This is a genomic window from Enterococcus sp. DIV1206 (assembly GCF_051712485.1).
GTDB classification, from domain to species: domain Bacteria; phylum Bacillota; class Bacilli; order Lactobacillales; family Enterococcaceae; genus Enterococcus; species Enterococcus faecalis.
Map to the genome: position 1 here is coordinate 186,643 of NZ_JBIOOZ010000001.1, position 23,358 is coordinate 210,000.

Annotated in this window: 15 protein-coding genes and 2 rRNA genes (1 of these 17 only partly in view); 16 read left to right on the top strand and 1 reads right to left on the bottom strand. The window is 40.2% G+C overall.

Translation table 11 applies throughout. The features are described from left to right. Positions 1–173: 173 nt before the first annotated feature. Both IGK86_RS00925 and IGK86_RS00930 read left to right on the top strand, forming a co-directional pair. On the top strand, positions 174–1,685 hold the full coding sequence (locus tag IGK86_RS00925; RefSeq protein ID WP_016616712.1) for a glucosaminidase domain-containing protein: 1,512 nt from the start codon (positions 174–176) through the stop codon (positions 1,683–1,685). A gap of 276 nt (positions 1,686–1,961) precedes the next feature. After that, positions 1,962–3,452 carry an aldehyde dehydrogenase family protein gene (locus IGK86_RS00930; protein ID WP_002361555.1) on the top strand — a complete coding sequence of 497 codons (1,491 nt, stop codon included), beginning with the start codon at positions 1,962–1,964 and terminating at the stop codon, positions 3,450–3,452. 226 nt (positions 3,453–3,678) lie between these two features. On the opposite strand, the gene IGK86_RS00935 is transcribed toward IGK86_RS00930, so the two are convergent. After that, on the bottom strand, positions 3,679–4,662 hold the full coding sequence (locus tag IGK86_RS00935; RefSeq protein ID WP_002356251.1) for an L-lactate dehydrogenase: 984 nt from the start codon (positions 4,660–4,662) through the stop codon (positions 3,679–3,681). A 336-nt stretch (positions 4,663–4,998) separates the two neighbouring features. Between IGK86_RS00935 and pth the strand changes: the two genes are divergently transcribed. The 14 genes from pth to IGK86_RS01005 form a co-directional block, all read left to right on the top strand. Continuing rightward, positions 4,999–5,565: an aminoacyl-tRNA hydrolase gene (gene pth, locus IGK86_RS00940; protein ID WP_002361556.1), complete on the top strand. Its 567-nt coding sequence runs from the start codon at positions 4,999–5,001 to the stop codon at positions 5,563–5,565. Between the two features lie 19 nt (positions 5,566–5,584). Then, on the top strand, positions 5,585–9,124 hold the full coding sequence (gene mfd, locus IGK86_RS00945; RefSeq protein WP_002388750.1) for a transcription-repair coupling factor: 3,540 nt from the start codon (positions 5,585–5,587) through the stop codon (positions 9,122–9,124). A gap of 15 nt (positions 9,125–9,139) precedes the next feature. Then, entirely contained in the window at positions 9,140–10,729 is a 1,590-nt protein-coding gene (locus tag IGK86_RS00950; protein WP_002383878.1) for a putative polysaccharide biosynthesis protein, read from the top strand. 14 nt (positions 10,730–10,743) lie between these two features. Continuing rightward, positions 10,744–11,007 (top strand): RNA-binding S4 domain-containing protein, encoded by a 264-nt coding sequence (locus IGK86_RS00955; protein ID WP_002356255.1) that lies wholly within the window; start codon positions 10,744–10,746, stop codon positions 11,005–11,007. Positions 11,008–11,261: 254 nt separating this feature from the next. Next, complete coding sequence (locus IGK86_RS00960) at positions 11,262–11,741, top strand: FtsB family cell division protein (RefSeq protein WP_002356257.1); 480 nt, start codon at positions 11,262–11,264, stop codon at positions 11,739–11,741. Positions 11,742–11,785: 44 nt separating this feature from the next. Then, the gene (locus tag IGK86_RS00965; protein WP_002356258.1) at positions 11,786–12,265 is read left to right on the top strand and encodes a S1 domain-containing RNA-binding protein; all 480 of its coding nucleotides are present in this window, start codon (positions 11,786–11,788) and stop codon (positions 12,263–12,265) included. Between the two features lie 85 nt (positions 12,266–12,350). Then, the gene (gene tilS, locus IGK86_RS00970; protein ID WP_010775512.1) at positions 12,351–13,739 is read left to right on the top strand and encodes a tRNA lysidine(34) synthetase TilS; all 1,389 of its coding nucleotides are present in this window, start codon (positions 12,351–12,353) and stop codon (positions 13,737–13,739) included. 18 nt (positions 13,740–13,757) lie between these two features. Then, positions 13,758–14,303 (top strand): hypoxanthine phosphoribosyltransferase, encoded by a 546-nt coding sequence (hpt, locus tag IGK86_RS00975; RefSeq protein ID WP_002356260.1) that lies wholly within the window; start codon positions 13,758–13,760, stop codon positions 14,301–14,303. Positions 14,304–14,396: 93 nt separating this feature from the next. Beyond that, entirely contained in the window at positions 14,397–16,553 is a 2,157-nt protein-coding gene (gene ftsH / locus IGK86_RS00980) for an ATP-dependent zinc metalloprotease FtsH (protein ID WP_002363441.1), read from the top strand. A gap of 161 nt (positions 16,554–16,714) precedes the next feature. Next, complete coding sequence (gene hslO / locus IGK86_RS00985; protein WP_002359370.1) at positions 16,715–17,611, top strand: Hsp33 family molecular chaperone HslO; 897 nt, start codon at positions 16,715–16,717, stop codon at positions 17,609–17,611. Positions 17,612–17,622: 11 nt separating this feature from the next. Further along, positions 17,623–18,621 (top strand): tRNA dihydrouridine synthase DusB, encoded by a 999-nt coding sequence (gene dusB / locus IGK86_RS00990; RefSeq protein ID WP_010707989.1) that lies wholly within the window; start codon positions 17,623–17,625, stop codon positions 18,619–18,621. Positions 18,622–18,714: 93 nt separating this feature from the next. Continuing rightward, entirely contained in the window at positions 18,715–20,211 is a 1,497-nt protein-coding gene (gene lysS / locus IGK86_RS00995) for a lysine--tRNA ligase (protein ID WP_002359372.1), read from the top strand. A 641-nt stretch (positions 20,212–20,852) separates the two neighbouring features. Continuing rightward, positions 20,853–22,413: ribosomal RNA gene (locus IGK86_RS01000) — 16S ribosomal RNA — on the top strand. 226 nt (positions 22,414–22,639) lie between these two features. Continuing rightward, positions 22,640–23,358: ribosomal RNA gene (locus tag IGK86_RS01005) — 23S ribosomal RNA — on the top strand; it runs 2,194 nt beyond the window's last position. Together the 16S and 23S rRNA genes form the textbook arrangement of a ribosomal RNA operon.

Here is a 23,358-nt window from a genome sequence, read left to right on the forward strand (position 1 = left end):
AAATTACCAAAAAAAGATAGAAGAATTTGTGAATTTTCTTCTATTTTTTTAACTTTTTGCTAGAAATTTTTTATGAAACAGTATACTATTAAAAAAGGAGCCATTTAAACAATAACTATGTCAATTATATATGTTGGTACATAAAAATAAATGGAGAAAAATAAAAAAGGAGAATGAGTATGAAAAAACAATTTGCCCTGTTCTCTACCTTATTACTTTTAGGTTCATCAATGCCAGTAGGTGCATTTGCAGAAGGTAATAACTTGGTAGCTGAAAATAGTTCTGTTGCAGAAACAACCGCAGAAGCAACAACTGCTGAAGCCACTGAAACGACAGCGACTAGTGAAACAACAGAAGCGACAGAAGAATCAACAACTGAAACAGAAAGTTCAACCGAATCAAGTGAATCTGCAACCACGGAGTCCACGGAAACGTCAGGAACCGAAACGACAGATTCCACAACGGATTCAACATCCACAAGTACGACAGAATCGACTACTGACTCCACCTCAACGAGTGCAACAGAGTCAACCACAGATTCTACGTCAACAAGTACAACTGAATCAAGTACCACGCCGACGACTACACCAAGTTCTTCTAAAGAACAGCCAAAACCTGGCACGAGTACTTCTGAATCAAAACAGCCGGCGAAACCAGTGACACCAACAGCGCCAGCTGAAAAGCCAGTAGAACAACCAGCAGCGTCAACACCGCAGCCCGAAATAGTCCCACCGGTTACAAATGAAACGGTTGGGTTAGTGGAAGACGATGAGACGTTTACGGTCAGCAAAACGAAGAAGACAGAAGAGTTTATTCAAGAAATCGGTGAATCTGCTCGGAAAGTGGCCAAGGACAAAAACTTATATGCTAGTGTGATGATTGCTCAAGCAATTTTAGAAAGTGGCAGCGGCAATAGTAAATTAAGCCAGAAACCAAACTACAATTTGTTTGGTATTAAAGGCGATTACAAAGGTCAATCTGTTTCTTTTATTACCTATGAAGACAATGGTTTCGGTAACCTATACACAGTAGAAGCAAAATTCCGTCAATATCCAACGTATAAAGAATCAATGGAAGATTATGCGAAATTATTGAAAAATGGTTTAGATTCCAATAAAGATTTCTATCATGGTGTCTGGAAAACGGAAGCCAAATCATACAAAGAAGCGACACGTTTCCTAACAGGAAAATACGCAACGGACAAAGATTACCATAAGAAATTAAATGCGTTAATTAAAACATACGATTTAACTTATTATGATAAAGAAAAAGCAACCGTTGAACCAATGGAATCAAATTTCCCAGCCTATAATGGCAAAAACTATGACACCTTTAATAGTTATGCTTGGGGCAACTGTACACAATATGTCTACAACCGTATTACGCAATTAGGTAAACGTGTGGACTTAACAATGGGGAATGGTCAAGATTGGGGCGAAACAGGTCGTGCACGCGGGTACAAAGTAAGTCGTACACCAAAAGCAGGCGCAGCGGTTTCCTTCCCAGCTGGCGTTTTAGGCGCAGACAATACTTATGGTCATGTCGCGTTTGTGGAAAAAGTCTTTAAAGATGGTAGCATCTTAATTTCTGAAATGAACGTGAAGGGATTAAACGTTGTTTCGACACGTACAATCTCAGCCGATCAAACACATTTAATGAACTATATCGTTCCAAAAGATAAATAAAAAAATCAGCTCTTTGTCAATAAGAACGAATGAGTTGGAAAAATCAAAGCTAGCACTGAAGAAGCAATTTTAATTCTTCAGTGCTAGCTTTTTTTGTGGCAAAAGTTCTCTCCAATAAAGTTTAATACATTCAGTTATTGCCAGGAGACTTCAGGTCGGGATGAGTTAGCAACAGTCGCTGAGAGCTATATTTTTTTTAGGTAGAATCATTTACTTTTAGGTGAAAGATGTCTTATAATTGTAAGCGGATACAAAAATAAAAAAAGAGGTGGGTAAATGAGTAAAAAAGAAATAAATCAAGTAGTTGCCAGTAGCTATCAATTGTATATTAATGGAGAGTGGACAACAGGTAGTGGTAACAAAATGATTGCTAGTTACAATCCTAGTAATGGCGAAAAATTAGCAGAATTTGTTGATGCCACAAATGCAGATGTGGATCGAGCTGTAGAAGCAGCTCAAGAAGCGTTTCAGACATGGAAAGATGTTGACGTTGTAACAAGAAGCAATCTTTTGTTGAAAATTGCTGATTTGATTGAAGAAAATCAAGAACATTTGGCTATGGTGGAGACTTTAGATAATGGAAAACCGCTTCGGGAAACGCAATCAATTGATGTCCCTGCCAGTGCAGACCATTTTCGGTATTTTGCTAGTGTGATTCGTGGAGAAGAAGGGTCTGTCAAAGAATTTGATAAGGATACGTTATCCATTGTTGTGAAAGAACCCATTGGTGTTGTGGGTCAAATTATTCCGTGGAATTTCCCCTTATTAATGGGCGCTTGGAAATTAGCGCCAGCGTTGGCAGCAGGTAATACGGTTGTGATTCATCCGTCCTCGAGCACATCATTAAGTCTGTTGGAATTGTTTAAAATTTTTGATCAAGTCTTGCCGAAAGGAGTAGTGAATTTAATCACCGGTCGTGGTTCTGATTCAGGAAATTATATGTTGGCACATCCAGGGTTTGATAAGCTAGCTTTTACAGGTTCAACAGAGGTGGGGTACACTGTCGCTAAAGCGGCGGCCGACCGCCTAATTCCAGCCACTTTAGAACTTGGCGGAAAATCAGCCAACATTATTTTTGAAGATGCCAATTGGGAACGAGCATTAGAAGGTGTGCAGTTAGGAATTTTATTCAACCAAGGGCAAGTTTGTTGTGCTGGGTCTCGTGTGTTCGTTCAGTCAGGTATTTATGATCAATTTGTAGAAGCTTTAAAGGAAAAATTTGAACAAGTGAACGTTGGTTTCCCGTGGGAAAAAGATGTTGAAATGGGCGCTCAGATCAATGAGCATCAATTGGAAGAAATTTTAAAATATGTCGAAATTGGTGTGAAGGAAGGAGCTACACTGATTACTGGTGGGCAACGTTTAACAGAAAATGGGCTAGACAAGGGGGCATTTTTAGCACCTACGTTATTAGCGAACGGCACGAATACAATGTGCGTGGCCCAAGAAGAAATCTTTGGTCCTGTTGCAACAGTGATTAAATTTGAAACGGAAGAAGAAGTCATTCGTTTAGCTAATGATTCTGAATATGGTCTAGGTGGTGCCGTCTTTTCTCAAGATATCAATGTGGCATTACGGGTTGCTCGTGGTGTACGGACAGGTCGGATGTGGGTCAACACATACAATCAATTGCCTGCGGGCGCGCCATTTGGCGGTTATAAAAAATCAGGAATTGGTCGAGAAACGCATAAATCAATGCTAGATGCTTATACGCAAATGAAAAATATTTACATTGTGACAAAAGAAGAAGCAGATGGACTGTATTAAGTAGTGTAGTGAATTTTAGATAACAAACTTATTTTTGGTTATTGTTATTTTTCGAGCTAAACAAAACAATAATTTTTTTAAAAAGTTGAGTGATGAGTAAAGTAAAACAGATTAAAAGTAAAGCCTGGTGCAAAAATCACTTTGGATTTTTGTACCAGGCTTTAAAGCGGAGTAACAATAGTGGTCACTCTTGGTTATTTTCAATTTTCGACTATTATAGAAGGAGTTATTTTGCTTCTTCTGCTTCAAATTTAGCAAAAGCTGTTTCAATAACTTCTTTTAATGCAGAAGCAGAAGCTTCCATTTTTTCTTGTTCAGCATCTGTTAATGGAATTTCAATGACTTGTTTAACTCCTTGGCGGTTGATGATCGCTGGTGCACCGATATAAATATCGTTTTGACCATATTCACCTTCTAAATAAACAGATAATGGTAACACAGAGTTTTCATCGTTTAGGATAGCTTTAGTGATACGCGCTAGTGCCACCGCGATTCCATAGAAAGTAGCTCCTTTTTTCTCGATGATTGTGTAAGCAGCGTCGCGTACGTTGAAGAATAAATTAACCATTGCTTCTTCATCGACGTCAGGATTATTTTTCACCCATTCGTAAATTTGTAAGCCAGCGACATTTGCATGTGACCAAACTGGGAATTCTGTATCTCCGTGTTCACCTAAGATGTAGGCATGGACATTTCGTGCATCAACGTCAACTAATTCGGCAATTGCTTGACGGAAACGAGCAGAATCTAGTGAAGTTCCTGAACCGATTACTCGTTCTTTCGGGAAGCCAGAGAATTTCCAAGTTGAATAAGTCAAAATATCAACTGGGTTTGCGGCAACTAAGAAGATACCGTTGAAACCAGAATCAACAATTGTTGTAACGATTTCTTTATTAATTTTCAAGTTTTTATGAACTAAGTCTAAACGAGTTTCGCCTGGTTTTTGAGGCGCACCAGCTGTTAAGACAACTAAGTCTGCATCATGGCAATCGTCATAAGTAGCAGCATAGATTTTTTTAGGAGAAGTAAATGCTAATGCGTGAGATAAGTCCAACGCGTCTCCTTCAGTTTTTGGTACATTAATATCAATAATCCCAACTTCTTGAGCAATATTCTGAGTTACTAAAGCAAAGGCATAGCTAGAACCTACGGCACCGTCCCCGACTAAAATTACTTTTTGGTGATCTTTATTCCCTGCGGCTGCAGTCATGTGTACCATTCCTTCCTCTACATTCTTTTTCGTGAGCAACGAGTTTTTATTTCCTGTTGCTAAAGTGATAGTAACATGGTTTGTAAAAAATGTCACGAACTTTGATTGTAAAAATGATACAGTTTTCAGACCTGTTTCAAAATGGTAGCTCTTACATGTGCGTAATTTCACTATCTTATGCATATTTAAATTTCTAAAAAATTTTTTTTACATCTTTCTTAATCTTCAAAGACTGCGAGTTTTTTTATTTCTATGGTATAATGAATAAAACTGGGTAGCGCATACGCTTCCCAGCCATTTTGTGTTGGCAAGCTTATAATCCAAGGAGAATGAAAGATGAAAGTAATCGTAGGACTGGGAAATCCCGGTAGTAAATACAAAGAAACAAAACACAACATTGGCTTTATTACGCTAGATGAAATTGCGTATCGGCAAAATGTTTCGTTTAATAATAGTAATTTTGAAGCAGATATTGCAGAGTTTTTTATAGGGACTGAGAAAGTATTGTTAGTGAAACCATTAACATTTATGAATGAATCAGGTCGCTCTGTTGGTCCGTTGTTGACCTACTTTGGGGTAGATGAGGAAGACTTGATTGTTATTTATGATGACTTAGACTTAGAGGTCGGTAAAATTCGTTTACGGCAAAAAGGTAGTGCTGGCGGCCACAATGGGATAAAAAGTCTGATTGCCCATTTAGGCACAAATGTCTTTCCTAGAATTAAAATTGGCATTGGTCGGCCCTCAAAAAATGATACAGTTATCCACCATGTACTAAGTACTTTTCCCAAAGAAACACACGAAGAGATGTTACTTGCTGTAAAAAAAGCAGCCGATGCCGCTTTATATGCATGCGAAGGACATACGTTTGTTGAAACAATGAATCAATTTAATGGAAAATAGCAGAAAGGAGGGCCCTTGTTTGAATATTATCGAACGAATTAGCCAAACAGAAATTGCTAAATCATGGCGCAGTCAACTAATGACAACAGGAACGCGCCAACTAATTACTGGGTTATCAGGCTCTGCTAAAACATTACTGATGGCAGGCGCTTTACAAAAGACGCATCAAAAAATTGTTATTGCGGTTCCAAACCTATACTATGCCAATCAATTAGTAGATGATTTTTTAAATATTTTACCTTCAGAACAAGTTCATCTATTTCCAGTAGATGAAGTGTTATCCGCCGAAATGGCCTTTTCTTCACCAGAAGCGCGCGCAGATCGAGTGAGTGCGTTAAATTTCCTGATGACAGCGAATGCAGGAATCGTGGTCGTACCAGTAGCTGGACTACGAAAATATTTGCCAACGAAAGAAACGTGGCAAAATGCGCAACTTCATTGGGAAATCGGGACAGAAGTAGAACCTGAGATCCTCGCGCAACGCTTAGTGTTAATGGGCTATGAACGCCAATCGATGGTCGGAAAGCCTGGCGAATTTAGTATTCGCGGAAGCATTGTTGATGTCTATCCGCTAAATGCCGAATACCCTGTTCGGGTGGAACTGTTTGATGTTGAAATTGACTCAATCCGTTATTTTGAAGCGGATACTCAACGCTCATTAGAAAATCTTGAAGAAGTAACGATTTCACCAATGACTGATTTAGTATTCTCAAAGGCAGATATGAATCATGGCATGACGAGGTTACAAGATGCTCTAGAAAAACGTTTAGCGACAGCTAAAGATCAAACGGAGACCGATTTTTTAGAAGAATATTTTGGTCAGTTGCTGTCTTCTTGGGAACAAGGGATTCCTACAGAAAATGCTCACTATTATACAGATTTTCTGTACCAACAAAAAACTACGCTGTTAGATTATTTACCAGAAAATAGTTTGCTTTTTGTGGATGATTATTCTCGTATGATGGAAACGGAGCGAGAAATCGCTAGAGAGGAAGCGGAATGGCAAACCCTGAAAATTGAAGAAATGCGCGTGTTTTCTGAACAAACTTTTGGTGTAGACTTTCATGATCAATTGCGAAAAACTGCACGAAATACGACCTTCTTTTCACTTTTTCAAAAAGGGATGGGGAATCTTCGTTTCCAAGAAGTCCATAATTTCCAATATCGTTCAATGCAACAATTCTTCGGTCAAATGCCGTTGCTAAAAGCGGAAGTGGACCGTTGGCAAAAGCAAAACCAAACGGTCGTTGTTTTTGTTCCTACGAAAGAACGGATTCAAAAAGTCGAAGAGCTATTTCAGGACTTTGACATACCTAGCGTAGTAAGCAATTGGGATCAGTTGTTAGATGGGCATGTCCAAATTGTCCAAGGGGCATTACAAACAGGGTTTGAATTACCTAAAAACAAGCTCGTGGCGATTACGGAAAAAGAAATTTTTCATACAACGACCAAAAAACGGGCACGTCGTCAAACAATTTCTAATGCGGAACGTTTGAAAAGTTATAGCGACTTAAAAACGGGCGATTATGTCGTTCATGCGAATCACGGGATTGGTAAATATATTGGTATGGAAACCTTAGAAGTTGATGGGGTCCATCAAGATTACATGACTATCTTGTACCAAAATGATGACAAGTTATTTATTCCAGTAACACAATTGAACTTGATTCAAAAGTTCGTTGCTTCCGAGTCTAAAACGCCGAAAATTAACAAGCTAGGCGGCAGTGAATGGACGAAAACTAAACGAAAAGTTGCTTCAAAAATTGAAGATATCGCGGATGATTTAATCTTACTTTATGCGACAAGAGAATCGGAAAAAGGCTATGCTTTTCCGCCAGATGATGCGTATCAAAAAGAATTTGAAGAGGCTTTTCCGTATTCTGAAACAGATGATCAATTACGTAGTGCTGCCGAAATTAAACACGACATGGAAAAATCTCGACCAATGGATCGTTTGTTAGTTGGCGATGTAGGGTTTGGTAAAACAGAAGTGGCTTTACGAGCGGCCTTCAAAGCTGTTAGCAACAATAAACAGGTCGCCTTTTTAGTGCCAACAACTATTTTAGCGCAACAACATTACGAAACGATTCAAGAGCGGTTTGAGGGCTTTCCTGTAGAAATTGGTTTATTAAGTCGTTTCCGCACGAAAAAACAGCAAAATGAAACAATTGAAAAAATTAAACATGGCCAAGTAGATATTGTGATTGGTACCCATCGTTTATTGTCGCAAGATATTAATTTTAGTGATTTAGGCTTGTTGATTATTGATGAGGAACAACGGTTTGGAGTGAAACATAAAGAACGACTAAAACAATTGCGTTCACAAGTGGATGTCTTGACGTTAACAGCAACGCCAATCCCAAGGACCCTTCATATGTCGATGTTAGGTGTCCGTGATTTATCTGTCATCGAAACCCCACCAGAGAATCGTTATCCGATCCAAACGTATGTCATGGAAAATAATCCTGGGGCGATTCGGGAAGCGATTGAGCGAGAAATGGCTCGAGATGGTCAAGTCTTTTATTTATACAATCGAGTAGATACGATTGAACGAAAAGTTGAAGAGTTACAAGCGCTAGTTCCAGATGCAAGAATTGCGTATGCACATGGTCAAATGACAGAAGTACAACTGGAGAATACTTTGTTTGATTTTATTGAAGGACAATATGATATATTAGTCACTACAACAATTATTGAAACAGGAGTAGATATTCCTAATGCTAATACCTTGTTTGTAGAAAATGCGGACTACATGGGCTTATCTACGTTGTATCAATTACGTGGTCGTGTGGGGCGTAGCAATCGAGTGGCCTATGCTTATTTTATGTACGAACAGCAAAAAATCCTAAACGAAGTTAGTGAGAAACGTTTAGAAGCAATTAAAGACTTTACGGAATTAGGTTCTGGGTTCAAAATTGCGATGCGTGACCTTTCCATTCGAGGGGCCGGAAACCTTCTTGGTGCCCAACAACATGGCTTCATTGATTCGGTTGGGTTTGATATGTACTCACAGATGTTATCTGAGGCAGTTGCTCGTAAACAAGGAAAAAATATCCAAGACCAAAAAACGTCTGTTGAAATTGATTTGGGCATTGATGCTTATATTCCAGGAACGTACATTACAGACGAACGACAAAAAATTGAAATTTATAAACGGATTCGTCAATTAGAAAATATGGATATGTACGAAGAATTAGAAGCGGACTTGTTAGACCGCTTTGGAGAGTATCCTGACGAAGTGGCGCATTTATTAACCACTGGCCGTATCAAAATGGATGGCGACCGTGCCTTGTTAGAAAGTATTCGTAAACGCGACCAAAAAGTCAAGTTTGTGTTAAGTAAAATTGGCACAAAAACATACTCTGTGGAGCAGTTGTTTGAAGCGTTATCGGCAACCAGCTTAAAAGCGGATCTAGCAGTTGAGAAAGAACAAATGACTATTTCCTTGAAGTTGCCGAAAGATTGTAAAGAAGCTGTTTGGATTCAAGAAATTGCTACTTTTACAACCGCATTGCGACAAGAAAAATACAAACATTCGCAAGAAACGGATTCCCTTTAAAAGGAGGCCTAGAAGATGGCACAAAAAGAAATGCAGCGAATGATGCAAGGTGCCGTTGTGTTAACCATTGCTTCCTTCATTGCAAAAGTGTTGAGTGCGTTTTATCGCGTTCCTTTTCAGAACTTTGTAGGGGATGAAGGATTTTACGTGTATCAGCAAGTTTATCCAATCTATGGGATTGCGATGACATTAGCATTGTCAGGTTTACCGCAATTTATTTCCAAAATTGTTGCTGAACAACCAGATATTCGGAGTCAAAAACAAGTGTTGCGCCAACTATATCCCTATGTGTTATGGTTAGCGATTGCTTGTTGGGCCTTCTTTTTCTTTGGTAGTCAAGAAATTGCTATTAGTATGGGGGATGCTGCACTCCAACCATTAATGGAAGTTGTTTCCTTTACCTTTTTACTCGTTCCAATTCTTTCTTTCTATCGTGGGAATTTTCAAGGTCATTTGTTGATGGTGCCTAGTGGTATTTCACAGGTGATGGAACAGTTTGTGCGTGTCGGGGTTATTCTAGTAGCTGCGTTGTCCTATCATTACTTTGGTGGCTCCATTTACCAAACGGGGACGGTGGCCATGAGTGGTGCGTTGGCTGGCGGTATCTTAGCGGTACTTGTCTTATGGTACTACAATCGAAAAATTCTTAGTGGAAGTACGGAATACTTGCATCAATGGAAGATTATGCCTCAAACCACAGGACTATTTAAACGTTTAATGATTGAGGGTGGTTTGGTCTCTTTATATAGTGCTTTTCTGATTCTATTTCAATTAATTGATTCCTTTAAAGTAAAAAATGCCCTCATGCTTTTCGGGCTCTCTGATTTAGCTGCAAAAGTGGACAAAGGGGTCTATGATAGAGGACAACCACTAGTTCAATTAGGATTGGTAATTGCTTTAGCTTTAAGCTCGACCTTTTTACCAGGTTTGACAAAATATTTTATGAAAAAAGACCGTCAACAATTTTTACAAGTTGCAAAAATCTTTTTGCGTCTTACCACAACCTTGGCATCGGCGGCTTCGATTGGTCTGATGATGTTATTGCCGTACATGAACTTTACGCTTTTTAAAGATTATAAAGGCAACGATGTTTTAGGGGTGTATGTTTTATCCATCGCTTTTATGGCCATTATTCAGGCCTACCAAAGTATTGAACAAAGTCGCAATCGTTTTAAAGGTCCTTTAGTGGCAGCTGGTGTGGGCTTATTAGTGAAGTTACTGACAACGGGCTTTTTCACCATTCGTTGGGGAACATTAGGTGCTAGTTGGTCTACCATCCTTGGGTTACTAGCGACGTTATTCGTTTTAGTCCGACAATCGGATGCAGCGATTAATTGTTTTGTTCGAGAACGAAGTTTTTTGAAAAAACTGTTGCTTAGTTTAGCAATCATGATGCTGTCATTACTGGTCTATCAAGGAATTATCTCCATCTTGTTCCAAGGTGTGCATCACCGAAGTCAAGCGTTTTTCGTTACAGTTTTAGGTGTTGCAGTGGGTGGTACAGTTTTTATTAGCACCATCATTAAGTTAGAATTATTTACGATACGTGAATGGTTAAGTTTACCGTATGGCGCAAAAATTTTACGGATGAGACAAAAAAAATAAAAGAGGTGAATGTGATGCGGTTAGATAAATTTTTAAAAGTTTCTCGCATTATTAAAAGAAGAACAGTTGCCAAAGAAGTCGCTGATAAAGGCCGGATTCAAATCAACGGAGTCTTAGCCAAATCTTCTAGTACTGTGAAGATTGGTGACCTTGTCAAAATTCAATTTGGGAACAGAATTTTAGAAGTAGAAGTCCTGCAACTAAATGACTCTACGAAAAAAGAAGATGCCACAAAAATGTATGAAATAAAATCAGAAACACGTGTCTCTGAAGAATAAACAGGTGAGGATGGAGCGCTTGGCAAGTTCATTGAAAAGATGAATATTCCAAGCGCTTCATCCTTTCAGCGTTTTAATGAAACAGACGCGCCGCTTTTGAAAAAAATTAATAAATCAACCGCTGTTATTTCAAAAGCAAAGAATATTTTAGAAAAAAGCTTGATTTTCTTTAACTTCTCTGAAATTAACATTAGACAAGGTTCTTAGATGTTGGTATAATAAAACGGACAATCCAAAGCGAGTGGAGCGAGACGATGGGAAAGAATGAAAAAAACTCGAAGAAAGTTGCGGCATTGGAAAATGACTACACGAAAGAACAGTATGTCGAATTCCAAAAACAACAGAAACAATTGATTTTTAGACGCAGACGCTTGGCAGCGATTTTTCTCGTGGCCTTCATTATTTTTGCCTTTTCTGGCATCCAATTGATGAAAGATTATCATCGCTTAGGTGCTTTCAAACAAGAACGAGCAGATGCAATTGCTGAATCCGTAGCAGTTGATAAGAAGGTCAAGGATCTAAAAAAAGACGTTGCTTTGTTAAAAGATGATGATTATGTGGCAAAATTAGCACGTAGCCGTTTCCTTCTCTCAAAAGAAGGCGAACAGATTTATCCCACACCAGAACAAATGAAAAAAACACAGACTTCTGGAGCGGAAGAAAGCAAGAGCAGTTCAGAAAAAAATAGTCAATCACAGTCTTCAACTGAAACAACTAAGTCTTCAGCTGAATAAACTGCAATTATAATTAGGGAAAAAATAGGAGGAACAATTTTTTTATGTCAATCGAAGTAGGAGCTAAATTGCCAGGAAAAGTGTCAGGGATTACTAACTTTGGTGCATTTATTGATTTAGGAGAAGGAAAAACTGGGTTAGTACACATCAGTGAAGTGTCTAATGGATTCGTTAAAGATATTCATGATGTATTAACAGTAGGTGACGAAGTAACAGTGAAAGTAACCTCAGTTGGTGACGACGGCAAAATTGGCTTATCGATCCGTAAAGCGCAAGAGCCAGCAGAAGGGCAACAACCAAAACGTGAATTTCAACGTCGTGAAAACAATTATGAGAATCGTGACCGTAATCCACGCGCAGGGGGCAAAAAGCCTTTCAATAAACCACAAGCAAATAACAATAACAATAAACAAGATTTTGACTCATTGATGAGCTCTTTCTTGAAAGATAGTGATGACCGTTTATCTTCATTAAAACGTAATACTGAAGGCAAACGTGGCGGACGTGGCGGACGTCGCGGCTAAGCACAAACAAATAGGGGGACTGGGGATAACGAATGGGTTATTTCTCGGTTCCTCTTTTATTCTAAGGAAGAAAGAAGGGCGAACAATGTTTTGGCAGTTTTATAAACGAGGAAAAGAACAAGGATTTTGGCAACCGCATCAAACAATCGTGGTCGCCGTTTCTGGTGGTGTAGACTCCATGGCCCTTTTGACGTTAATGGAACAGGTGGCAGAAAAAGAACAATTACAATTGGTTGTTGCACATGTCAATCATCAATTGCGAGAAGCGTCGGCACAGGAAGCGCAATATCTCGCTACCTATTGTCAGCAGCGAGAGCTAACGTATTATGAAACACGTTGGGAAGACCCTGAAAAACAACGGAATTTAGAAGCAAAAGCGCGCACATTTCGTTATGAATTTTTTAAAGAAGTCATGGAAATTGAAGGTGCGGCGGTCTTAATGACGGCACATCATCTAGACGATCAAGCGGAAACGATTTTAATGAAGCTGATTCGAGGAACTAATTTTTCCCATTCCGCAGGCATTAAAGAGAGACGTCCTTTTGCGACAGGGGAATTGATTCGTCCGTTACTCATTTATCCAAAAGAAGAATTGTATCAATTTGCACAGCGCCAAGCATTCGTTTATTTTGAGGACGAAACGAACCAAACCAATGAATATTTGAGAAATCGGCTCCGTAATCAGGTTTTGCCGCTATTAAAGCAGGAAAATCCGCAATTCTTAGATCAGATTGCTTCTTTTAGTAATGAACAACGTTTTGCCCAAGAATTTATTCAAGAACAAATTGAGCCTCAATTATCTGAAGCCGTAGAACCAACCAAACAAGGCTGGCGCATTCCTTTGAAGAGATTATTAAAAGAAACGCCTGCGTACCAGCACTTCTTTTTAACCGCGTTTTTCCAAAAAACATTAGTGCCATTAGGGGTTTCGTTAAACCAACGCCAGATGACACAAGTTTTAAAAGTTTTGAATGATGAACGCCAACCGCAAGGCTCGGTTATGTTAGAACAGCAATGGCAACTAGCTAAAAGTTACGATTGGCTGTACTTAGAACAAAAACAGGTTGCACTGCGAGAAGAAGTTACACATTTATTAGTACCTGGCGCGGGGATTTATTTATCGGAAACCGAGTGGCTAGGATTAATTGCGACAGACAAACCGTTTCCTCTTCCTGAAGAGATTAATCAGTGGACGGGTCAGTTGTTAGCGATCCCGTTGACCACAGCCACACCTTTGACCGTTCGTCATCGCCAAAGTGGTGATCGGATTACATTAAAACCAGGGTTTACGAAAAAATTAAGCAGAGTTTTTATTGATCAAAAAGTGCCAAATGAAGCGAGAGAGAGTGCTTGGGTCATTACGGATGAGCAAGAGGAAATCATTTGGGTACCAAAATTTGCAAATTCCTATTTGAGTATTCCTTTAGAAACTGATAAAATACACTACAGACTCCTTTTTAAGACAAAGGAGTAATGCTGAAAGGAGCGCACTATGATAGAAAAAGATATTGAGAAAGTCCTAATCTCCAAAGAAGAAATTCTTGCGAAGTCTGCAGAGCTTGGCAAGCAACTGACAGAAGAATATCAAGGGAAAAATCCTTTAGTGGTCGGTATTTTAAAAGGTGCAGTACCATTTATGGCTGATTTGACTCGTGAAATCAATACTTATTTAGAATTGGACTTTATGGATGTATCTAGCTACGGCAACGCGACAGTTTCTTCAGGCGAAGTAAAAATTGTCAAAGACTTGGACACAAATGTCGAAGGTAGACATATTTTAATCGTAGAAGATATCATCGATAGTGGTCGTACATTAGCGTATTTAGTAGATTTGTTTAGATACCGTAAAGCTGCATCTGTGAAAATTGTTACCTTATTAGATAAACCAGAAGGCCGTGTAGTAGACATTAAAGCTGACTACGTAGGGTTTGATGTGCCCAATGAGTTTGTGGTCGGTTACGGATTAGACTATGCAGAAACGTACCGCAACTTGCCTTATATTGGCGTTTTAAAACCTGAAGTTTACGAATCAAATTAATATCTATCAAGGAATTAATTGTGTTACAATGTAAAGGTCAGGATTGATAAAAGAATAACATGAATTGTAATGATGAGCATAAGGAGGACAGGCATGAACAAAAAGAATAATGGCATGAAAAATGGTTTATACTACGTCTTAGTAGTACTTGCCATGGTCATGGTTGTCTATTTCATTTTTGGAAATAACAACCAACAATCGCCAGACATCGATTACTCAACCTTCCAACAACAATTGGAAGACGGAAAAGTCAAAGACATGACCATTCAACCAACCAATGGGGTTTACCGGATTGAAGGTCAGTATAAAGAAAAACAAGAAGTGAAAGACACAGGTGGTCTGTCATTGTGGGGCTCAACGCAAGCGTCGTCAAAAGGCTTCACAACAACCGTTTTACCTAGTGATACAACCTTAGCTGGCATTCAAGATGCGGCACAAAATAACAAGGTGAAGCTAGTTGTCAAAGAACAATCAACAAGTGGTGCTTGGTTGTCACTGTTGTTTAGTTTCTTACCATTAGTGATTATTTTCTTCTTCTTCTACATGATGATGAGCCAACAAGGCGGTGGCGGTGGCGGCGGTGGCCGTGTGATGAACTTCGGTAAATCAAAAGCCAAAGAAGCCGATAAAAAAGCTAACCGTGTCCGCTTCTCAGATGTAGCTGGTGCGGAAGAAGAAAAACAAGAATTAGTTGAAGTAGTGGAATTCTTAAAAGATCCACGTCGTTTCGCTGAATTAGGCGCACGGATTCCTGCGGGCGTACTATTAGAAGGACCTCCAGGGACTGGTAAAACGTTACTTGCTAAAGCCGTAGCAGGTGAAGCAGGTGTGCCATTTTACTCAATCTCAGGTTCAGATTTCGTTGAAATGTTTGTCGGGGTCGGTGCTAGCCGTGTCCGGGATTTATTTGAAACAGCGAAGAAAAACGCACCTGCGATTATCTTTATCGATGAAATCGATGCAGTTGGTCGTCAACGTGGTGCTGGTATGGGTGGCGGACACGACGAACGTGAACAAACCCTTAACCAATTATTAGTTGAGATGGATGGTTTTGATGGCAATGAAGGAGTTATCGTAATTGCTGCAACGAACCGTTCAGACGTGTTAGACCCAGCGTTGTTACGTCCAGGTCGTTTTGACCGCCAAATCTTGGTAGGACGTCCAGATGTCAAAGGTCGTGAAGCGATTTTACGTGTTCATGCGAAAAACAAACCGTTAGCTGATGACGTTGATTTGAAAGTTGTTGCACAACAAACACCAGGTTTCGCTGGTGCTGATTTAGAAAATGTCTTAAACGAAGCAGCCTTAGTTGCCGCTCGTCGTAACAAGAAAAAAATTGATGCTTCTGATGTGGATGAAGCCGAAGACCGCGTAATTGCTGGTCCAGCTAAAAAAGATCGCGTGATTAATAAAAAAGAACGCGAAATGGTGGCTTACCATGAAGCAGGACACACAATTGTTGGTTTAGTCTTAAGCCGTGCTCGTGTTGTCCACAAAGTAACGATTATCCCTCGTGGTCGCGCAGGCGGTTATATGATTGCTTTACCAAAAGAAGATCAATTCTTAATGACTAAAGAAGATATGTTTGAACAAATCGTTGGCTTACTTGGTGGACGTACAGCAGAAGAAATTATCTTTGGCGTTCAATCAACAGGGGCTTCAAATGACTTTGAACAAGCAACAGGGATTGCCCGTAGCATGGTAACGGAATATGGAATGAGCGACAAATTAGGACCTGTTCAATATGAAGGAAACCATCAAGTCTTTGTCGGTCGTGATTATGGTCAAACAAAAGCTTACTCAGAACAAGTGGCGTTTGAAATCGATCAGGAAGTTCGTCGTATCTTAATGGATGCTCATACAAAAGCGCATGAAATTATCGAAGCGCACCGTGAACAACATAAACTAATCGCTGAAAAACTATTAGAATATGAAACATTAGATGCAAAAGCAATCAAATCATTATTTGAAACAGGTAAAATGCCTGAAGGTGCTGACAGCGACTATCCTAGTGAAAAAGAAGCGCAAACATTCGAAGAAGCAAAACGTGCTTTAGAAGAAAAAGAAGCGCAAAAACAAGTTGAAGAAAAACAAGACTTTGAAGAAGCGAAAAAAGAATTACATGATGAAGCAGAAGAAGTCAAAGTAGAAAGCGAACAAACAGAAAAAGAAGTCCAATCTGAAGAGAAAAAAGATTCAGATTCCAATTCTGAATATGATCGCAATAACTACGAAGATCGTTATAAATAACCAATTAGTAGAAGGTGCAGTATTTGTCGAGATGACGAATACTGCACCTTCTATAATATTAAGATATTCTATAGAAGGAAGATTATTTGGTTGAAAAAACACCTGATTCCTAGTATTATCTGACTAATGGACAAAAAAGCACCAAGAGAAGAGGAAAAAGAATGGAAGATTATTTAGTAAAAGCCCTTTGTTATAAAGGTTCAATTCGAGCATATGCCATCAGTGCCACTGAAACTGTTAGCGAAGCGCAAAGAAGACATGATACATGGAGTTCTTCTACCGCAGCGTTAGGGCGCACATTGATTGGAGCCCTTTTACTAGGAGCGACTTTAAAAGGTGACGATAAATTAACTGTAAAAGTACAAGGAAATGGCCCAGCTGGCGCTATTATTGTCGATAGTAATGGCCGTGGAGAAACAAAAGGCTACATTAAAAATCCACATGTCAGCTTAAAGTTGAATGCAACAGGTAAAATTGATGTACGTGGCGCTGTCGGTAACGAAGGAATTTTCACAGTCATTAAAGATTTAGGATTAAAAGAAACCTTTTCTGGACAAACACCTATTGTTTCTGGTGAAATCGGTGAAGACTTTACATATTTTATGGCGGTCTCTGAACAAGTTCCTTCAGCTATCGGTTTAGGTGTATTGGTGGACACGGATGAATCTGTGAAAGCAGCCGGTGGTTTTATGATTCAAGTAATGCCAGGTGCCGATGAAAGTACCATTGATTTTATTGAACAGCGTCTAGCGGAAGTGCCACCAATTTCACAATTACTAGAAAATGGAGAAACACCTGAACAAGTCTTGTATCGCTTATTGGGAGAAGACGAAGTAGAAATTTTAGAAAAAATGCCTGTACAATTTAAATGTGACTGTTCCAAAGAAAAATTTGCGACCGCTTTGATTGCTGTTGGGATCGATGAATTAAATGCGATGATTGATGAAGATCATGGAGCAGAAGCAGTTTGTCAATTCTGTAACAATAAATATCACTATAGTGAAGAAGAATTAATTGAACTTCGCGATGAAGCGATTCGCAATACGAAACAAAAGTAGGAGGAAAGACTATGTGGAAAATTGGAGACGTTGAAATCCCCAACCGTGTTGTCGTAGCTCCGATGGCGGGTATTAGTAACGCCGCTTTTCGTGTGACTGTAAAAGAATTTGGCGCAGGATTAGTCGTTTGTGAAATGATTAGTGACAAAGGAATTAAATTAAGAAACAAAAAAACCTTAGAAATGCTATATATTGATGAGCGAGAATATCCTTTAAGTGTACAAATTTTTGGTGGAGATAAAGAAACATTAGTGGAAGCTGCTAAGTTTGTTGAAGAAAATACGCAAGCGGCGATTATTGATATTAACATGGGTTGCCCTGTCAATAAAATAATTAAAGCTGAAGCTGGTGCGAAATGGTTGCTGGATCCGAATAAAGTGCATGAGATGGTTCACGCAGTCTCTTCGGCAGTTTCTTTGCCTGTCACTGTAAAAATGCGAACAGGCTGGGATGAAGATCATCTATATGCTGTAGACAACGCTTTGGCTGCCGAACAAGCAGGCGCTTCGGCAATTGCTATGCATGGTCGGACACGTGTCCAAATGTACGAAGGGACAGCCAACTGGGACGTTTTAAAGGAAGTGAAAAAGCATTTAACCATTCCTTTTATGGGAAATGGCGATGTCAAAACGCCTGAAGATGCTAAACGCATGTTAGAATATGTTGGAGCGGATGGTGTGATGATTGGTCGAGCTGCTTTGGGCAATCCTTGGATGATTCAACGGACGAAAGAATACTTGGAAACGGGCGAATTGATGCCTGAGCCTTCACCAGCTGAAAAAATTAACATTGCAAAAGTTCATTTACAACGATTAGTGGATTTAAAAGGTGAAAAAATTGCGGTCCGTGAGTTTCGCCAACATGCTTCTTACTATCTAAAAGGAATCTCGCGAGCGGCCAAAGTAAAAGTTGCGATTAACCAAGTTGAAACACAACAAGCAGTTGTCGATTTACTTGATGCCTTTGTAGAGAAGATTTCCAAAGTTGTTGTAACTACTATAGAAGAATAAAAAATTCAAGCCGAAAGTAAAATTCGGCTTGCTTTTTTTCGAATTACTGTGGCATTATTAGGATAGGTTAAAATCAAGAATGGAGGAACAACAGTGGCAGAAGAACAACAAGCGCATTTAGAGGATTTAAATGATCAAATGCTCGTGCGCCGCGAAAAAATGGAAGCTTTACGTGAAGAAGGGATTGATCCTTTCGGTAAACGTTTCGATCGCACTCATAATTCAGCAGAACTTCATGAACAATATGATAATCATACAAAAGAAGAACTTAGTGAAATGAATACAGAAGTCAGCGTTGCTGGACGTATGATGACAAAACGTGGTAAAGGAAAAGCTGGTTTCGCCCATTTGCAAGACCGTGAAGGCCAAATTCAAATTTATGTTCGGAAGGACCAAGTTGGAGACGAAGCCTATGAACTATTTAAACATGCTGACTTAGGCGACTTCTTTGGTGTGACAGGTCAAGTAATGAAAACCAATACGGGGGAAGTTACTGTTAAAGCTCAAACAATTACGTTATTAACTAAAGCTTTGCGTCCATTGCCAGATAAATACCATGGATTAACGAATGTGGAACAACGTTATCGTCAACGCTATTTGGATTTAATCAGTAACAAAGAAAGCTTTGATCGTTTCATGAAACGCAGTCAAATTATTAGCGAAATCCGTCGTTATCTAGATGGCAATGGCTATGTCGAAGTAGAAACGCCTGTCTTGCATAACGAAGCAGGAGGAGCTGCTGCTCGTCCGTTTATCACACACCATAATGCATTAGATATGGACTTATACTTACGCATTGCCCTAGAGTTACATTTAAAACGTTTAATTGTCGGTGGCATGGAAAAAGTCTATGAAATTGGTCGTGTCTTCCGTAATGAAGGGATCGATACCACTCATAACCCAGAATTTACAATGCTAGAAGCTTATACTGCTTATACTGATTATCAAGATGTGATGGATTTAACAGAGGGAATTATTCGTAATGCTGCGGAAAAAGTCTTAGGAACTACTGATATCACGTACGATGGTCAAGCGGTTGATTTAGGCAGTCCTTTCAAACGTCTACACATGGTAGATGCGGTCAAAGAACAAACGGGCGTAGATTTTTGGCAAGAGATGACGATAGAAGAAGCCCGTGCGTTGGCTAAAGAACATAATGTTGAAATTACAGATGCCATGACAGTCGGTCATATCATTAATGAATTTTTCGAAACATTTGTAGAAGATACATTGCAACAACCAACATTTATTTATGGTCACCCAGTCGCTGTTTCACCATTAGCGAAGAAAAATCCAGAAGATGGTCGTTTCACTGACCGCTTTGAACTATTTATTATCGGAAAAGAGTTTGCTAATGCATTTACAGAATTAAATGATCCAATTGACCAACGTGAACGTTTTGAAGAACAAGAAAAAGAACGGGAACAAGGAAATGATGAAGCACACGGAGTAGATGAAGATTTCATCGAAGCCTTAGAATATGGCTTGCCACCAACCGGAGGATTAGGTATTGGGATTGATCGACTAGTTATGTTATTAACCGATGCTCAATCAATTCGTGATGTATTATTATTCCCAACAATGAGATAAAAAAAGATGCCTTAAGGGCATCTTTTTTTTGTATTCGCAAAAAATTAAATAAAAAACAATTGAAACCAATTCTTTTTTTCTAAAAAAATCGAAGATGAGTAATAAAAAGAATGGGTAATCTGATAAAAAAACGAACTTTATCTAATCGAATAAGAAAGAACAATCGGTATTGAAAAAAAGTTTAAAAAAAGTGAAAATAATGATTGACCAATGCTTGAAATCTTGGTATATTATTACATGTCGCAAGGCGAGTCACACAGCTGAGCGATTCAGAAATCAATAATTAAATAACAATTCTTGATTTCAAATCTCTCGAAAAAAGTTTGAAAAAACACCAAAAAAGTTGTTGACAAATAACAAACGAGATGATAAGATATAGAAGTTGTCACAACAGACAACAACAACCGAGCAAAACAACTTGAAAAAACTTTTTTAAAAAAGTTCTTGACATTCAAACGAAAGTTTGTTATGATATAAAAGTTGCTGCGAGGTGACGTAGACCTTTGAAAACTGAACAAAGAATAGACGAACCAAATGTGTAGGGCGTCTTGATTCAATTCAAGACAACAAACATTTTTAACAAGCAAGCAATATGCTAGCAAACAAATTGAGCTTAACAATCGCAAGATTGTTCTAACTTTTATTATGAGAGTTTGATCCTGGCTCAGGACGAACGCTGGCGGCGTGCCTAATACATGCAAGTCGAACGCTTCTTTCCTCCCGAGTGCTTGCACTCAATTGGAAAGAGGAGTGGCGGACGGGTGAGTAACACGTGGGTAACCTACCCATCAGAGGGGGATAACACTTGGAAACAGGTGCTAATACCGCATAACAGTTTATGCCGCATGGCATAAGAGTGAAAGGCGCTTTCGGGTGTCGCTGATGGATGGACCCGCGGTGCATTAGCTAGTTGGTGAGGTAACGGCTCACCAAGGCCACGATGCATAGCCGACCTGAGAGGGTGATCGGCCACACTGGGACTGAGACACGGCCCAGACTCCTACGGGAGGCAGCAGTAGGGAATCTTCGGCAATGGACGAAAGTCTGACCGAGCAACGCCGCGTGAGTGAAGAAGGTTTTCGGATCGTAAAACTCTGTTGTTAGAGAAGAACAAGGACGTTAGTAACTGAACGTCCCCTGACGGTATCTAACCAGAAAGCCACGGCTAACTACGTGCCAGCAGCCGCGGTAATACGTAGGTGGCAAGCGTTGTCCGGATTTATTGGGCGTAAAGCGAGCGCAGGCGGTTTCTTAAGTCTGATGTGAAAGCCCCCGGCTCAACCGGGGAGGGTCATTGGAAACTGGGAGACTTGAGTGCAGAAGAGGAGAGTGGAATTCCATGTGTAGCGGTGAAATGCGTAGATATATGGAGGAACACCAGTGGCGAAGGCGGCTCTCTGGTCTGTAACTGACGCTGAGGCTCGAAAGCGTGGGGAGCAAACAGGATTAGATACCCTGGTAGTCCACGCCGTAAACGATGAGTGCTAAGTGTTGGAGGGTTTCCGCCCTTCAGTGCTGCAGCAAACGCATTAAGCACTCCGCCTGGGGAGTACGACCGCAAGGTTGAAACTCAAAGGAATTGACGGGGGCCCGCACAAGCGGTGGAGCATGTGGTTTAATTCGAAGCAACGCGAAGAACCTTACCAGGTCTTGACATCCTTTGACCACTCTAGAGATAGAGCTTTCCCTTCGGGGACAAAGTGACAGGTGGTGCATGGTTGTCGTCAGCTCGTGTCGTGAGATGTTGGGTTAAGTCCCGCAACGAGCGCAACCCTTATTGTTAGTTGCCATCATTTAGTTGGGCACTCTAGCGAGACTGCCGGTGACAAACCGGAGGAAGGTGGGGATGACGTCAAATCATCATGCCCCTTATGACCTGGGCTACACACGTGCTACAATGGGAAGTACAACGAGTCGCTAGACCGCGAGGTTATGCAAATCTCTTAAAGCTTCTCTCAGTTCGGATTGCAGGCTGCAACTCGCCTGCATGAAGCCGGAATCGCTAGTAATCGCGGATCAGCACGCCGCGGTGAATACGTTCCCGGGCCTTGTACACACCGCCCGTCACACCACGAGAGTTTGTAACACCCGAAGTCGGTGAGGTAACCTTTTTGGAGCCAGCCGCCTAAGGTGGGATAGATGATTGGGGTGAAGTCGTAACAAGGTAGCCGTATCGGAAGGTGCGGCTGGATCACCTCCTTTCTAAGGAATATTACGGAAATACACATTTCGTCTTTACTTTGTTCAGTTTTGAGAGGTCTACTCTCAAAACATTCGTTCATTGAAAACTGGATATTGAAGTAAAAAGAATCAAAACAAACCGAGAACACCGCGTTGAATGAGTTTTTTAATAAGTTCAATTGCTTATTTATTGATTAACCTTCTATCGCTAGAAGAAGTGATCAAGACCCAACCGTAAGGTTGATAAGGTTAAGTGAATAAGGGCGCACGGTGGATGCCTTGGCACTAGGAGCCGATGAAGGACGGGACTAACACCGATATGCTTTGGGGAGCTGTAAGTAAGCTATGATCCAGAGATTTCCGAATGGGGGAACCCAATATCTTTTATAGGATATTACTTTTCAGTGAATACATAGCTGATTAGAGGTAGACGCAGAGAACTGAAACATCTTAGTACCTGCAGGAAGAGAAAGAAAATTCGATTCCCTGAGTAGCGGCGAGCGAAACGGGAAGAGCCCAAACCAACAAGCTTGCTTGTTGGGGTTGTAGGACTCCAATATGGTAGTCTGTTAGTATAGTTGAAGGATTTGGAAAATTCCGCTAAAGAGGGTGAAAGCCCCGTAGACGAAATGCTGACAACACCTAGGAGGATCCTGAGTACGGCGGAACACGAGAAATTCCGTCGGAATCCGCGGGGACCATCCCGCAAGGCTAAATACTCCCTAGTGACCGATAGTGAACCAGTACCGTGAGGGAAAGGTGAAAAGCACCCCGGAAGGGGAGTGAAATAGATCCTGAAACCGTGTGCCTACAACAAGTCAAAGCTCGTTAATGAGTGATGGCGTGCCTTTTGTAGAATGAACCGGCGAGTTACGATTGCATGCGAGGTTAAGTCGAAGAGACGGAGCCGCAGCGAAAGCGAGTCTGAATAGGGCGAATGAGTATGTAGTCGTAGACCCGAAACCA